16 protein-coding genes and 1 pseudogene are annotated in these 14,145 nt (G+C 46.3%); 11 read left to right on the top strand and 6 right to left on the bottom strand.

The features are described 5' to 3' along the window. Nucleotides 1-93 precede the first annotated feature (93 nt). The 3 genes from ABWV76_RS05925 to ABWV76_RS05915 form a co-directional block, all read right to left on the bottom strand. Nucleotides 94-675, bottom strand: a complete 582-nt coding sequence (locus tag ABWV76_RS05925) for an HdeD family acid-resistance protein (RefSeq protein ID WP_020414221.1) — start codon at nucleotides 673-675, stop codon at nucleotides 94-96. A 427-nt stretch (nucleotides 676-1,102) separates the two neighbouring features. Beyond that, on the bottom strand, nucleotides 1,103-2,416 hold the full coding sequence (gene aptA / locus ABWV76_RS05920) for an omega-aminotransferase AptA (protein ID WP_353375523.1): 1,314 nt from the start codon (nucleotides 2,414-2,416) through the stop codon (nucleotides 1,103-1,105). A 130-nt stretch (nucleotides 2,417-2,546) separates the two neighbouring features. Next, nucleotides 2,547-3,992 (bottom strand): NAD-dependent succinate-semialdehyde dehydrogenase, encoded by a 1,446-nt coding sequence (locus tag ABWV76_RS05915; RefSeq protein WP_353375522.1) that lies wholly within the window; start codon nucleotides 3,990-3,992, stop codon nucleotides 2,547-2,549. Nucleotides 3,993-4,196: 204 nt separating this feature from the next. Here ABWV76_RS05915 and ABWV76_RS05910 point away from each other — a divergent pair, with 204 nt between their 5' ends. The 11 genes and pseudogenes from ABWV76_RS05910 to ABWV76_RS05860 all read left to right on the top strand — a co-directional run bounded on the left by ABWV76_RS05910 (nucleotide 4,197) and on the right by ABWV76_RS05860 (nucleotide 12,033). After that, on the top strand, nucleotides 4,197-5,117 hold the full coding sequence (locus ABWV76_RS05910) for a LysR family transcriptional regulator (protein ID WP_353375521.1): 921 nt from the start codon (nucleotides 4,197-4,199) through the stop codon (nucleotides 5,115-5,117). Between the two features lie 196 nt (nucleotides 5,118-5,313). Further along, nucleotides 5,314-5,706 (top strand): riboflavin biosynthesis intermediates N-glycosidase, encoded by a 393-nt coding sequence (gene ybiA / locus ABWV76_RS05905; protein WP_353375520.1) that lies wholly within the window; start codon nucleotides 5,314-5,316, stop codon nucleotides 5,704-5,706. Nucleotides 5,707-5,811: 105 nt separating this feature from the next. Next, a pseudogene (locus ABWV76_RS05900) lies at nucleotides 5,812-6,188 on the top strand (PH domain-containing protein). A gap of 102 nt (nucleotides 6,189-6,290) precedes the next feature. Continuing rightward, a complete protein-coding gene (locus ABWV76_RS05895; RefSeq protein ID WP_020414215.1) occupies nucleotides 6,291-6,521 on the top strand; it encodes a hexameric tyrosine-coordinated heme protein in 231 nt (76 codons plus the stop codon). A gap of 866 nt (nucleotides 6,522-7,387) precedes the next feature. Beyond that, nucleotides 7,388-7,849 carry a YccF domain-containing protein gene (locus ABWV76_RS05890; protein ID WP_040629038.1) on the top strand — a complete coding sequence of 154 codons (462 nt, stop codon included), beginning with the start codon at nucleotides 7,388-7,390 and terminating at the stop codon, nucleotides 7,847-7,849. 197 nt (nucleotides 7,850-8,046) lie between these two features. After that, a complete protein-coding gene (locus ABWV76_RS05885) occupies nucleotides 8,047-8,400 on the top strand; it encodes a hypothetical protein (protein ID WP_353375519.1) in 354 nt (117 codons plus the stop codon). Nucleotides 8,401-8,495: 95 nt separating this feature from the next. Continuing rightward, complete coding sequence (locus ABWV76_RS05880; RefSeq protein WP_020414212.1) at nucleotides 8,496-8,774, top strand: DUF5694 domain-containing protein; 279 nt, start codon at nucleotides 8,496-8,498, stop codon at nucleotides 8,772-8,774. Between the two features lie 133 nt (nucleotides 8,775-8,907). Continuing rightward, nucleotides 8,908-9,735 carry a DUF5694 domain-containing protein gene (locus tag ABWV76_RS05875; RefSeq protein WP_020414211.1) on the top strand — a complete coding sequence of 276 codons (828 nt, stop codon included), beginning with the start codon at nucleotides 8,908-8,910 and terminating at the stop codon, nucleotides 9,733-9,735. A gap of 102 nt (nucleotides 9,736-9,837) precedes the next feature. Further along, nucleotides 9,838-10,770, top strand: coding sequence for an alpha/beta hydrolase (locus ABWV76_RS05870; RefSeq protein ID WP_353375518.1), 933 nt, complete (start codon nucleotides 9,838-9,840; stop codon nucleotides 10,768-10,770). Between the two features lie 65 nt (nucleotides 10,771-10,835). After that, nucleotides 10,836-11,540: a lipase family alpha/beta hydrolase gene (locus ABWV76_RS05865; protein ID WP_353375517.1), complete on the top strand. Its 705-nt coding sequence runs from the start codon at nucleotides 10,836-10,838 to the stop codon at nucleotides 11,538-11,540. Nucleotides 11,541-11,577: 37 nt separating this feature from the next. Beyond that, nucleotides 11,578-12,033, top strand: a complete 456-nt coding sequence (locus tag ABWV76_RS05860; protein WP_020414208.1) for a phosphate-starvation-inducible PsiE family protein — start codon at nucleotides 11,578-11,580, stop codon at nucleotides 12,031-12,033. A gap of 92 nt (nucleotides 12,034-12,125) precedes the next feature. On the opposite strand, the gene ABWV76_RS05855 is transcribed toward ABWV76_RS05860, so the two are convergent. From ABWV76_RS05855 to ABWV76_RS05845, 3 genes are all read right to left on the bottom strand, one after another. Beyond that, nucleotides 12,126-12,887 carry a TerC family protein gene (locus ABWV76_RS05855; RefSeq protein WP_020414207.1) on the bottom strand — a complete coding sequence of 254 codons (762 nt, stop codon included), beginning with the start codon at nucleotides 12,885-12,887 and terminating at the stop codon, nucleotides 12,126-12,128. A 111-nt stretch (nucleotides 12,888-12,998) separates the two neighbouring features. Continuing rightward, the gene (locus ABWV76_RS05850; RefSeq protein ID WP_020414206.1) at nucleotides 12,999-13,385 is read right to left on the bottom strand and encodes a SpoIIAA family protein; all 387 of its coding nucleotides are present in this window, start codon (nucleotides 13,383-13,385) and stop codon (nucleotides 12,999-13,001) included. 450 nt (nucleotides 13,386-13,835) lie between these two features. Continuing rightward, nucleotides 13,836-14,144, bottom strand: coding sequence for a putative signal transducing protein (locus tag ABWV76_RS05845; RefSeq protein ID WP_026305182.1), 309 nt, complete (start codon nucleotides 14,142-14,144; stop codon nucleotides 13,836-13,838). Between the last annotated feature and the right edge of the window lies 1 nt (nucleotide 14,145).

Raw genomic sequence — 14,145 nt, 5'->3', positions numbered from 1 at the left:
CCTTTTATTGCAGTATTAAATATCCTCATAGCAGGGAAATTTTTGCTGCCAGTGCCGGGAGGGGATTACTCTCCCGGCTAACTTGCCCAAATTTCAGGATTCACCTTTATTGTGCTTACGCAGTCGGAATGCCAGCCAAATCATCGGCAGACCAAAAATAATTGCGTAGGCTCCTATCAACCACACCAGCGCCAAGGCGCCTGCCCCCGGACTCACCAGAATCGCAATACCGAAGATTACCGAAAGCACACCGATGGCAATCAGCAGCCACTCATTGTCAATTTCCTTGCGCAAGCGAATCGCACCGACAATCTCAAAAATTCCACGAACCAGGGCCCAGGCACCAATAAAAATTACCAGTACCAACGCTGTTATTTGTGGATACATAAAAGTCACTATACCTGCTGCCAAGCTGATTAAACCGGAGACGATCAGCCACCATAGGGGGGTAGACTTGTGTCTCCCCATCACCGCCGCAACCAGCGAGAAAATCCCATCCAACAAAGCATAAATACCAAATAGGAAAACCAGGGTCAGCAGGGATAATCCCGGCCAGATGAAAGTTAGCACCCCGAAAATTACCGCAATTAACCCGCGCAATAACAGCAGCCACCAATTGGCCGAGAGGACCTGCAATATAGGCCCGGAGGGGAGAGAGGAAGTATCAGTGGACATAGAGCAGTCCCCGGGTAGAACATCTATTTTAATTTAAGCGCCACAGTCCATGGACTACCAGTTTTTCGGGAAAATCTCCGCAGAAAAACAGCAAAAAGATGCTAAAAAGCCAATTGCCTTCTCATAATCTGGAGACTTAAAGCATTGGGAAAACTACCCATTGGATAAGGGCTATAAGGAGGGAGGCGGCCCACGAGCGCGACCATGCAGTCGACTCTGCAAAGACTGAGATCGCGCCGCAGGCCGCTATTTCCAGTGTAGCCGTAACTGACAAATCAGGTTATTGACCAAACTGGATTAGAAGTCAGGTGTAAATAGCACAGGGAAACTCTCTCACTGCGGGGTTTATTTTTCTGCTAAGCAGAGGAAAGGCTTTGGGAAATACAGTGAAAGTAGCCGGCAGCCCGAAGGCTGCCATAAGAGTTGATCAGGACAGCTCGCCGATCACACCACGCAGTTTATCGACAATTGCATCAATCTCGTGCTTTTCGATAATGAGTGGTGGGGACATACACAGGGCATCACCAATACCTCGGGCCATCACTCCTGCCTCCCAGGCCATGCCAGATGCTTTGGCCCCGAATTTACCCTTCAGGTTTTCCGGCGCACGCAGTTCAATCGCACCAACCAAGCCGTAGTTGCGCACATCAATCACATTGTCCATATCCGCCAGGCTGTGCAAGGCATTTTCCCAATGCTGGCCGATCTCACCGGATGCACGAGTTAGCAGGCCTTCGCGCTCGTAGATATCCAGGGTTGCCATACCTGCAGCACAAGCTACTGGATGCGCGGAGTAGGTGTAGCCATGGAAGAATTCCACCATACCCTCAGCGGCCGCATCCATAATGGTGTTGTGGATATCGTCTTTCACAAAGACCGCACTCAAAGGCACTGCCGCATTGGTAATACCTTTGGCGGAGGTGATCATATCCGGGGTCACGCCGAATTCGATGGAGCCAAACGCGGAGCCGGTACGGCCCCAACCGGAAATTACCTCATCAAAAATCAGCAACAGGTCATGCTGGTCACAAATCTCACGCAAACGCTGCAGGTAACCTTTCGGAGGTAGCACCACACCGCCAGCACCGGCAAACGGCTCGACGATTACCGCAGCGATTTGATCTGCACCGTGGAAGGCCACCAGGCGCTCCAGGTCTTCCGCCAGTTCCACACCATGCTCAGGAAGACAACGGCTGAAAGCATTGCGCTCAATGTCCAGGGTATGGCGCATATGATTGGCTTTAACCGGCTGACCAAAGCTCTGGTAATTCGGAGCGATACCACCTACAGAGATACCACCGAAGTTCACCCCGTGGTAACCCTTTTCGCGGCCGATAAACATGGTGCGGGTGCCTTTGCCTCGTGCGCGCTGGTATTGCAGGGCAATTTTCAATGCAGTCTCTACCGCTTCGGAACCGGAGTTGCCGAAAAATACATGGTTGAGGCCGTCTGGAGTATGCTTCACCAAGCGCTCGGAGTACTCAAAGCCCAGCTCGTGACCGAAATTAAAAATAGAGCTGTAATCCAGAGTTTTTGCCTGCTGGTATATTGCCTCAGCAATTTCGGTACGACCATGACCGGCATTGCTGCACCAGAGGCCAGCGGTTGCATCAATAATCTGGCGTCCACCCTTTTCGGTGAGATAAATACCCTCAGCGCGCTCCACGATCCGCGGTGCGGATTTAAAGGTGCGATTGGGGGTAAAAGGCATCCAGAAAGCGTTGGTTTGCATCTCAGACATAAACTGTATCTCCGCAAGTTCCCTGAAATTTCAATGTATTCGGATTTGGGAGCCATTGGCTCCCGCTAATCTCTCAAGGCGCTTGTGCAATTTCAGACAAGCGCGTGGCATAACCGTTCGGACCTGTGGGTCAAGCACCGAAGCAGCAGTATTTGGTCTCGTAGAATTCGGCCATACCCTCAACTCCCCCCTCGCGACCAATACCGGACTCCTTGGTGCCGCCAAAAGGTGCGACCGTAGTGGAGAAAACCCCGGTGTTGCAGGCAATCATGCCGTATTCAAGTGCCTCGACCACTCGGTTAGCGCGACGAATATTCTCACTCATTACATAAGCGGCCAGGCCATAGGGAGTATCATTAGCACGGCGAACTACATCATCTTCCTCGATAAACTTCTGCACTGCCGCAATCGGTCCAAAATTTTCTTCCTGAGCAATGCGCATATCGTCAGTAACACTGGTGATCAGGGTCGGGGCAAAATAGTTTTCACCATTTGGCAGCTGCTCACCGCCAATTTCGATCTTGGCGCCAGCCGCTACCGCATCCTGTACCAGGCCCTGAACGCGGTCTACCGCACGGCGGAAGATCATCGGGCCCATATTCACCCCCTCTTCTGTGCCGTGGCCAATCTTCATTGCAGCCACTTCAGCACGCAGTTTTTCTACGAACTCATCGTGCACAGATTCGTGCACATAGATACGATTGGTGGCTACACACACTTGGCCGGCATTGCGGAACTTGGTCGCTACACAGGCCTTCACTGCGGTATCGATATCTGCATCATCGAAAACGATAAAGGGGGCATTTCCACCCAGCTCCATGGACATCTTCTTCACCGTGCTGGCGCACTGGGCCATCAGCAACTTGCCGACAGCAGTGGAACCAGTGAAAGTGAATTTGGCCACACGGGGGTCCTGGGTCAGTACCCTGCCGATGCCCGGCGCATCAGTGCCAGTCACAACATTGATAGTGCCCTTGGGCAGGCCAGCCTCTTCTGCCAGCCGGCAAAGAGCCAGTGCGGAAAGCGGGGTCTCGAGAGCGGGTTTGATCACTACGGTACAGCCAGCTGCCAGTGCAGGCGCCGCTTTGCGGGTAATCATCGCGTTGGGGAAGTTCCACGGTGTAATGCAGGTTACAACACCCACTGGCTGGCGGATGGTGCTCAGACGCATCGCCGGGTTGTGGGTAGGAATCGTCTGGCCGTAAGCGCGGCGGCACTCCTCCGCAAACCACTCGATAAAAGAAGCGCCGTAGAGAATTTCACCCTTGGCTTCCGCCAGGGGCTTGCCCTGCTCCAAAGTGAGGATACGCGCCAAATCATCGCTGTTATCCATAATTAGCTGATACCAGCGCTTGAGGATGGCGGCACGTTCGCCGGCGGTGCGGCAGCTCCACTCTGGGAAAGCCGCGTTAGCTGCGGCTACCGCTGCCTCTGCATCTGCCGCTGAACCATCGGCTACATTGCCCAACAACTCGCCATTGGCCGGATCACGCACCTCTGCGGTGCCCTCAGCATCCCGCCACTCTCCATCGATATAGTTCTGAAACTTCAACAGGTCTGGATTCGCCAGTTTCACCGGAAACTCCTGATAATTGCGTGTTATTAATAGTATTGCGGCGATTTTGGCCGCAGCTAGGAGGGGAGAATAGTAGTATTTTTGCAACTAAAATTTATATTTATCAAACTTTATCTCAAAGCAGCTAAGGCCTTTCCCCTTGAGGCTGCCTAGCAATGCTAAGTTACGGCAAAAATTCGTGGAAAACACGGGAGAATTCGGCAAATGAGCAAGGCAAAAAGTGCTCTGGGTGGTCGCCTCAGCGATATGGATCTCCGTCTGCTGAGAGTCTTTCGAGAAGTAGTGCGCGCCGGCGGTCTGGCACCGGCAGAAGTAGCGCTCAACATCGGGCGCTCCACCATCAGTGTTCATATCTCTGACCTGGAGACCCGTCTGGGTATGCAACTATGCCTCCGCTCTCGCGGGCGTGCCGATTTCAAACTGACACCAGAGGGAGAAACCCTCTTTCAGGCAATTTTGGAACTGGATGGGCATCTGGATGCCTTTAGAAGCCAGGTTAACGCTATTCAGTCCCAGCTTACCGGTACTCTACGCCTAGTGATGCCGGATGACGTATTGGAAATCCCCCAGCTAGACCTGCCCGCAACCATTGCTCGCCTGAGAGAACAGGCCCCCCAGTTACACCTGGAGGTCCAACTGGCCGCACCCCAGGAGCTGGAATTGGAAATCCTCGCCGGCCGCGCCGATGTTGGCATCAACCCGCTGCATTCACACAGGCCGGGTTTAGACTACCAACCTCTATTCCAACATCAATCCACCCTTTACTGTGGCGCCAATCACCCGTGTGCCCAAGCCAAAAAAATTAGTGAAGAGTTACTCACTCAGCAGGAACTGGCCGCTCCCAGCCATGCTGTTTTATCTGGTGCAGCTCATCTCTATCGCCTTTTTCCCAAACGCTCCACCGCCAACCATATGGCAGCAAGACTCGCCATGATTCTCTCTGGATCTTTTATCGGGTTTCTGCCTGAGTATCTTGCACGTAAATATGTTCAAGCACATCAGCTCCTGCCCCTGTTACCAGGGAAATTTCATTACCGTATTCAAAATGCAGCGACTTTCAAAAAAAGTGCAGCTGAGCACCCCACAATCAAGCTGTTTCTGAGAGCACTGGTGATACGTGAATAATTAATCAAGAGTATCTGATAATCCATTTAGTTGATCTGTATTATCACTCTCCTAGAATTCACGACATCCAAGTAAGGAAAATTCAATGAGGGAAACAGAAAAGTTTTACTTTTTTTGGAAGCATCAATTTGGGCAGTGGACACTGAGAGATATATCAGATATCGATGGTCAAATCTACAACTGCTGAGAACAGTATATGATGTACAAAAAGGCAATACTTTTCGGCGATATTAAGACCGCTGATAACATCCTCAAAGAAGAAAATCCATCCGAGCAACAAAGGCTAGGTAGAGCCGTTCTAGGTTATGAATCAAAAACCTGGGATCAACACAAACTTGGGGTAGTTTGGACAGCGAACTATCTGAAGTTTACGCAACACGAAGACTTAAAAGAGAGGTTACTTGAAACGAACAATAAAATCTTAGCTGAGTCTTCTCCTCATGACTTAATTTGGGGTATAGGCATGAGTTCGGATGACAACAGAATATTGAATCCAGATAACTGGACCGGGAAAAACCTACTTGGTGAGATTCTTATGTCGATAAGATCAATAATCAAGCTCAACACCTTAGGACAAATCACTAGGTAATTTATGTTCTACTTAACAAATAGTTACCAATAATACATACTACTATTCCTTACACCTTAGTGTTAATCTAAGCATAATTGCTTTTAGATCCACCAGGGAAGAGCTGTGATCGACTTCAAAAACTCCTCTGTCTTCAAACTAAAGCCCATTGATATCTCCTCTGCCAGGGATGAATTTAATAAGTTCCTGATAGATGGTGAATCCATTTTCGCAGGCTTCAAGGCAATAAGAGACCAGGTAGTATTCACCAACAAGCGTATTATTGCACCAATGTGCAGGGATTGACCGGATCTAAAGTAGATTACACATCCTTGCCCTACAGTAGAATTCAGGCTTTCTCAGTTGAAACTGCAGGCACATTGGATATGGACTGTGAAATTGTGGTTTATCTCAGCGAAGTTGGTAAGGTCGAATTTGAAATCAAAGGCTCCTTTGATCTTGTCCAGTTCAATCAACACATCAGCAAGTATGTTCTCGACTGATTGACTAAGTGAACATTAACCCACTATGTTTTGGCTTGGTTTAACCATCACCAGGGCATAAGTTCTTAAACTATATCGATTAAACAAATGAGAGGGAATTTCATGTCTCAAATTTGGTTAGAAAGCCTGATTACCGAAAATGCACAGCAGGGTTTTGAGCTGGCGATGAAACTATCCAGAATGGGAGTAAAATATACTCAACCTTCTGACGAAGTACGAGGAAAACTTAGAGCCTCCTATGAGGAAAATGCCGATAGCCTGATCGCATCCTCCCAAGTTGTTGCTATCAATTTCCAGACTGTGGCGGCAGCGAATAACTACTGGCGTAGTTAATAAACTCCAGTGCGCTTTGTGATCAAATAGCCCAAGTTTATCGCCAATAAGTCCACAGAGCGCATTTATAACCTCTATCCCACACGGGCATATCAAGAAAAATTTTTCTTCAAATTCACAATCAATTTTATATCAATCGTATTTCATCTATCTAAATCTTATTATTCCCAGGCTATTTATCAAATCTGCAAACAATATTCAAGCTGGGCTGATAGTTATACAACATATTAATCGAATAGATAAGTTAATCAGGATTAATACCGGTAAGATAGTAACTTGCCGCAATTGAAGGTACCAGATATCCAGAGTGTCAGTGCATGCTTCGATATTTATAATAGTCAAATGGCAGGTAATATTATCCTATCCTTCTAACAATTGATTTGGTGGTTTAATTAAGGAGTATCTCCAGAAGATAGAACCCGCCACCAACAATTTACTGATAAATCATCTTTCCCAGTTTTCTGCCTCTTATTTTTTATTGCTACTTCAGGATATAGGGAGCATTGTCAGTTGAATTCAGGCAACCATTTATCAACTTTATGTTATTTAAGGCCCAACTATCATATAATGACAGATGACCTGATCCATTATTAAGCAGCTTCAATAAATATCAAGAACTCTCTGCTTTCATAGCATTACATCCCTATAAAAAATTGAGAAGCCATTTGGCACAATACCAAAAATACCACCAGTAAAAATAATTAAAACAGCGCATCCAAACACTCAGGATAAAGCGTCTAAGCCACAAAGCACTTGATTCTAAATAAGAGATTACATTGATGATTGATTACGAGCTATAAATCTGGCATTTTCTAACCAGATGCAATAAGTTTTTAATGAGTATAGATAGGATACTAAAGCTAAGTATGAGAACTCTGGGAAATTTTCTTTGGTTTATATTAGGTGGTTTTGTTATGGGCCTCTGCTGGTGGTTTTTTGCTCTAGTAGCATTTATCAGTATTATCGGTATTCCCTGGGGGAGAGCCTGCTTTGTTATGGGTAAGTTTTCATTCTTTCCCTTTGGTCGTGAAGCAATATCACGCAAAGAACTAACCTTAAATGAGGACATAGGTACCAGCGGGTTTGGCTTAGTGGGCAATATTATCTGGTTCCTATTCGCAGGTATCTGGCTGGCTATTGGCCATTTGGTTCATGCTCTTGCCTGCTTTTTAACCATTATTGGCATTCCATTTGGAATCCAACATCTTAAGCTTGCCGGTATTTCCTTATCTCCAATTGGCAAAACCATTGTAACTAAGGAAGTTGCCCAGGCTGCAAGGATGAAAAATGCCAGCGCAACTGTTTCTCAAATTCGAGGTAACGCCTAGCTTCTTCTAAAATATAAATTTCCCAACTTAGGTGCCTAATCAAATGGCATTATAAACATTTACTTAAGACAAACGTATCAAATAGTTTATGTTGAAAGGCAGCAAAAAATTCTTTTTGCTGCATCTCCTTGTTATTCTGTAGCGTCTAATGATAAGCAATTCTCATCTTTCTATTATATGAAAACAGGGAGTAAACAATGAGAGCAATCATCTCAATTATATCTGGCATATTTGCTTTTGGTGTTAGCTCTATAATCTATGCAAATCATAAATCAATACCAGCCGACCTGGAGATACAACCTGTCCAGGTAATGCTATTTGGTGTATTTCATTTTCACAACCCAGGATTGGACACAGTAAAGTCAGAGGTGACAAATGCACTGACACCCAGTAACCAGGACTATTTGGAAGAACTCACCAGCAAACTTACGGATGAACCCCCTACCCATGTATTAATTGAATGTCCATCAACACACCAGAGACAAATGGATCAGAAATTCAATTCTTATAAAAATGGCAGTCACGAACTTAGTGTAAATGAAAATCAGTAACTGGGATTTCGTATAGCCGTAAGGCGGGACTGAAAAGTGTCATATGTTATGATGAAAGAAATGTTCACTAGAAAGGTGCTGAACTAAGAGAGTATATGGCCAAAGAAACTCCAGAAGAAAGAAAATTCATGAAAACTAAAAAAAAGCTCAGCAAAGAAACTTCCCAGAGAAATAAGAGTTTATCTTTAGGCCAATTGCTCGAATTTCATAATAATCCCATAGAAGATAGAGATAACATGAATCTCTATATCATGGGAAATGATATTGGTGTGGGGCAGGAATTTATCGATGCCGATGCAGCAACCAGCTCGTGGCATCACAATTTTCGCATGTACGCCAATATACAGGTTCAAGCCAACCGGGAACTAAAGTAATCGCTATCGGTGGATCTGGCCATACCGCTATTCTAAAGTCCCTTCAGAAGGTTGACAAAAGTCGCCACCCTTGGGATGTTAATGAATACCTGTAATAATTATTTAAAATAGCCGCTGGCAAATAAGGATAACAATGAAAAATTTTATAAAAATCTTTAGCAGTACAATCATTTTAGTATATTGTTCTGCAAGTTGGGCTGCGGAAAAAGAAGTATTATCCAGCCCTGAAGCACCGACAGCTCAGGTAATGTTATTCGGTACCTTTCATTTCGCAAATCCTGGCCGAGATACAGTAAAGCTGAATGTTATTGATGTGCTAACACCTGAAAATCAAGCCTATCTGGAGCAATTAACTGAAAAACTCGCAAGCGAGTCCCCCACCCATGTAATGCTTGAATGTGACCCGAGCATCCAAAACAAGATTGATAAAAAATTTCAGTCTTATCTGAATGGACAACATAGGCTTGAAGTCAATGAAAGTCAGCAGTTGGGCTTTCGCATTGCAGCTAAAGCAAAGCTAAGTGGCGTTATCTGCTATGATGAAAATCAGGTGCACTGGGATGGGTCCAAGCTCATGAACTATATGAGTACCAATACACCAGAAAGAAAGAAAATATTCGATACAGAGATAGAAGAGTTCGGGAATTTGTCCAGCAAGCAACACAAAACGCTAACCTTAAGACAATTACTCCAGATCGATAACTCTGTTGAGAGAGACAGAAAAAATATGAACCTATATCTTATGGTAAATGATATTGACTCTGGTGAGGGTTTTTCAGGGGCAGATGCATCAGTCAGTTGGTGGCACAGAAACTTTCGAATGTATGCCAATATCCAGACTAAGGCTCAGCCAGGAACCAAGGTTATCGCCATTGCAGGCTCAGGTCATACCGCCCTTATGAAAACACTTCTGGCCACTGATCTTCAGCGCGAAGCCTGGGAAATAAACGATTACCTGTAAAGCTATCCAGCTTTGGCTCATCCCCCAAGGGGGGTGAGCCAGGGTTCCCTAGTTTTCCATAGAGTTGATTTTCAAATCAATGGATTACAATAGGTGGATAATATGCTTCCTAGCTTGCGTATTTTACTCGCTCTTCTTTGCTATCTAACCTTTACATTTTTCTCTAAGGCCTTCGCAGAGGTGCAGCTGGCTTCCGGCACCCTGGAGACATTGCCCAGCATTTCCTACGAGGGCATTGCAGATCGTCCAGTACAGGTATGGCTGCCAGATGAATACCCAGCCCAGGCTCCCTATGCTGTTCTGTATATGCATGATGGGCAGATGCTTTTTGATAGCCGCACTACATGGAATGGGCAGGAATGGGGTGTAGACGAAACGGCATCCCGCCTGATCGCAGAGGGCCGTACGCGACCTTTTATCGTGGTTGCACTGCACAATAGCGAAGATGGCCGCCATGGAGATTATTTCCCGCAAAAAGCGCGAGATCTAATGTCTGAGTCTTCACGAAGGGTGAAGCACCCTTTTAATCGAGCTGAGCTGCGAGCTGACCGGTACCTGGAGTTTCTGGTAAAAAGGGTAAAGCCTTATATAGATACAAACTATAAAGTCAGTCGTAACCCAGAGAACACTTTTATTGCTGGTTCCAGTATGGGAGGACTGATTTCCCTTTATGCGGTTTTGGAGTATCCACAAGTATTCTCTGCTACTGCAGCAATTTCCACCCACTGGCCAGGCATCGGTCCCGAAGAGACACTCCCTGTCGCAGAATCCATTCGCAAATACCTCCGGGAAAATCTACCTGAACCGGGAAAACATCGCTTTTACTTTGATCATGGCACCGAGACACTGGACCGCTTTTATCCGCCTCTGCAACAGGCTGTGGACAAGATTATGCGCAAGCGAGGTTATAACGACAACAACTGGCAGTCACGGGTTTTTGTAGAGCATACCCACGACGAGAAGTCTTGGAACGCCAGGCTGGGTCATGCCCTTATTTTCCTTCTTGGCACGGAAAAACAGCGCGACTATCAATAACCTCTGCCTACCTCAAAATTTTTGGCAATTGAATAGCTGGCGATTGAATAGCTTATGAGGGATATTTGATCGCCACAAGTCTTGCCCAACTACACTTTGGGCAGGTGCAGTTCACAGGGCTTCAACTTCGGGGTTCAGTGGACCTCTGTGGAAGATCACTCCTACTCTATGCGATGAATCCTAAAAGTCACACAGTTCTACTGATACCCGGAATTTTCGACCGTGGATCTTCCCTGCTACGGATGCAACACGCTCTGGGGGATGCAGGATTCGACACCCATTACATTCACCTGCGTTATAACTCCGGCTGGCACGGTATGGAGCACCTTTCTTCACAGCTGATGGCGAAGATGGAAAAACTGGTAAAAAAAGGAGCTACCTGCACCTTGGTAGGATTCAGCATGGGAGGTATTGTTGCACGCTATTATCTTCAGTCGATGAATGGTATTGGCAGGGTACATAAATTTATTTCTATCGCTTCCCCTCATCATGGCAGCTATTGGGCCAATTTCCTACCCTACAAAGGTGGCAAGCAATTACGCGTCGGAAGTGAATTCCTGCGAGGGTTAAATCAGAGCATCCATATGCTGGAAACAACAGATCCAGTTTCCATCTGGACAAAATATGATGTCACCATTATGCCCCACAGTAGTGCCAAACTCGGAATAGGCACCTCCTATGAAGTCCCTGTAATTCTGCACCGATTAATGCCCATGAGCAGTAAGGTCATCTCGCTAATGAAGAAAGAGGTTATCAGCGGAATGGAATAACTTGTATTCCTCTGAACAATGACTGTGGGAGCCAGAGATGAGCGATCCAGAACAAAAACCTATTCGTCCGGAAAGTGCGATACATGGTTACTATCATAAGTTTGAGAGCCTGATCGCCCTAATCCTTACCTTTATTATTGTGATTATCATAATTGTCGCCATCAGCCGTCTGGCTTACTCGGTCTATTCCATGCTAATAGTAGGCATGAGAGACCCTCTGGATCACAAGGTATTCCAAACCATATTTGGCGAAATCATCACACTGCTGATCGCCCTTGAGTTTAGCCGTACGTTACAATATGTGGTCACACGTCAACAAAGCATTATTCAAACTACGGTTGTTGTATTGATTGCCATATTGGCACTTGCACGTAAATTTATAATCCTGGACCTGGATAAAGTCAGTGCTGGGGAGCTTTTAGGATTGGCTGCTGCAACTTTGGCTCTGGGGCTCACCTATCTGATATTAAAGGTCAGAAATAGAACTGTCTAAGGATCACTTGTCACTAAGAAATAGAAAATAAGCCAAGTCCTTTATCTTCTTGGCTTATTTTCCAATTTTTTAAGTGCTCACTTGAGAAATAATCACTGACTATCTTCACGCAGGGACTGGTGCAGTTTGACCGGTGGAGTCTGTCGCTCCTTTTTGCTCCGCAGACGTAAATTAAGCATTTCCACTGCCATGGAGAAGGCCATGGAAAAATAGATATAGCCCTTGGGCACATGCACATCAAAGCCCTCTACCACTAAGGTGAGCCCCACCATTATCAAGAATGCCAACGCCAGAATTTTTACCGTGGGATGGCGATCGACAAAGTCACCAATTGGTTTTGCCGCAATCAGCATAACAATTACCGCTAAGACAATAGCAATTGCCATAATGGAGATTTCATCCACCAGCCCCACCGCAGTAATTACTGAGTCGAGAGAGAAAACTATATCAAGTATTGCAATCTGTAGCAGGACCATACCAAAACCGGCTGTGCCCAAGCTTGACGCATCGGTTTCGGCACCCTCCAAGCTATTGTGTATTTCATGGGTGGCCTTACCAATCAAGAACAATCCACCCCCAACCAGAATGATGTCACGCCCGGAAATTTCCACTCCAAACGCACTAAATAGTGGCTCCACCAAGCCCATAATCCAGACAATAGAAAATAACAACCCCAGGCGGGTCACCATAGCAAGGGTCAGACCAATAAAACGGGCTGGTTCCCGCTGTTTGGGCGGTAAGCGCCCGACAAGAATGGAAATAAAAATAATATTGTCGATGCCCAATACGATTTCCAACGCTGCCAGTGTAGCCAGCGCAACCCAGGCCTCCGGGTTACTTACCCACTCGAACATGAAGCAATCCTTATTTGTGATTATTGTTGTTCTGCAGTAACACCCTGAGAAAATATTAAACTGCACTGCTCTACCTGAACACGCATTCTGCTGCGTGATGCAAAAGCTATTTTATTCCCCCTCACGTAACCAAGCCATGGCATCGGCTTCATTTTCAAAGACCTTGTATTCCCCTCCGATAAACCAGCTTCCTACCTTGCCTGCTACCTTCATCCAGCGCTTGTCTGAAATCACTGCAATTCGATTGAACTGGCGCCCATGGGCCATTCCCAGCTTGAAGTCATCCCAGGCGGCTCGCGGTTCCCAACCCTGTAACTCACTGGCATCCATTAAGCAATCGATTTTTGGATGCTCAACCCCCTCAAGAGCCGAGTTGAGCATCGGCACCATCGTCTGGTAATCCTCGTGGGTCAGCTTTCCGCGCGCTCGTAGGGTAAGAAAAAAATGGTTGCCGTTCTGCTCCAGACCAATCGAAATACCATGGGGTTGGTCACTCATAAGCTCCCCTTCTCTGCTTGGAGTCAATTTTTAAATTACCAGAGTCAAACCTAAGTAAATAATGGTAGTAGCCTCTAGAGACTGATTTCTTCATACCTCTTTTCCTGGAGATCCATTTCCAAGAGGGTCACAGAGTGATCTTGCTCCGATAAAACGGGCACGCCCCTCTCCGGCCTTCAAATTCTCTAAAACTAAGTCCATTAACGGTTATGATGACGAGAGTAAGCTTGCTATTGGCAGGCGTGGTACCGGAATTTTTTTGCTAATAAATCGGAGTGATACATGAATATCAATAACACCATTCATTTCTACCGTCCCTCACCTAGTTTACGCCCCTCCAATAAACCAAAGGCTTCACGATAGAGGTTAATCGCTCTCTCCAGATCGTCTGTATCAATATTGACTTGTACTACTTAGGTGAATCCATCTCCCGGCCCAAATTCCGACAATTCAACCCGCTACCGGTCGGGTCTTGCCACATTGCCAGCAATAATCGAATGCCGCACCATTTTCCTCCCCACACTGTGGACAAGGCCAGCTTGTTTGTTCTGCCTCTGCATCCTTTAATAGCTGGCATGCACGCTCGTAATCTCGATCCCGCTCCAACCAGAGTTCTGGCCAGGCCTGATTTGGTGCCAACTCCCCAGATGCCCCCTGGGCATATTCATTTTTCAGCTTTACTGGAATACCTGCCACCTCAAGCCGACTCTTAGCCAGCTCCACCAGCAGGCGATTTTCATGGGTATAAATTAATTTCATA

Origin of the sequence: Microbulbifer sp. NBRC 101763, from assembly GCF_040371615.1 — a bacterium.
GTDB lineage: Bacteria > Pseudomonadota > Gammaproteobacteria > Pseudomonadales > Cellvibrionaceae > Microbulbifer > Microbulbifer variabilis.
The sequence above is the reverse complement of the archived record's forward strand: the minus strand, read 5'-3'. Positions and strand labels throughout refer to the sequence as shown.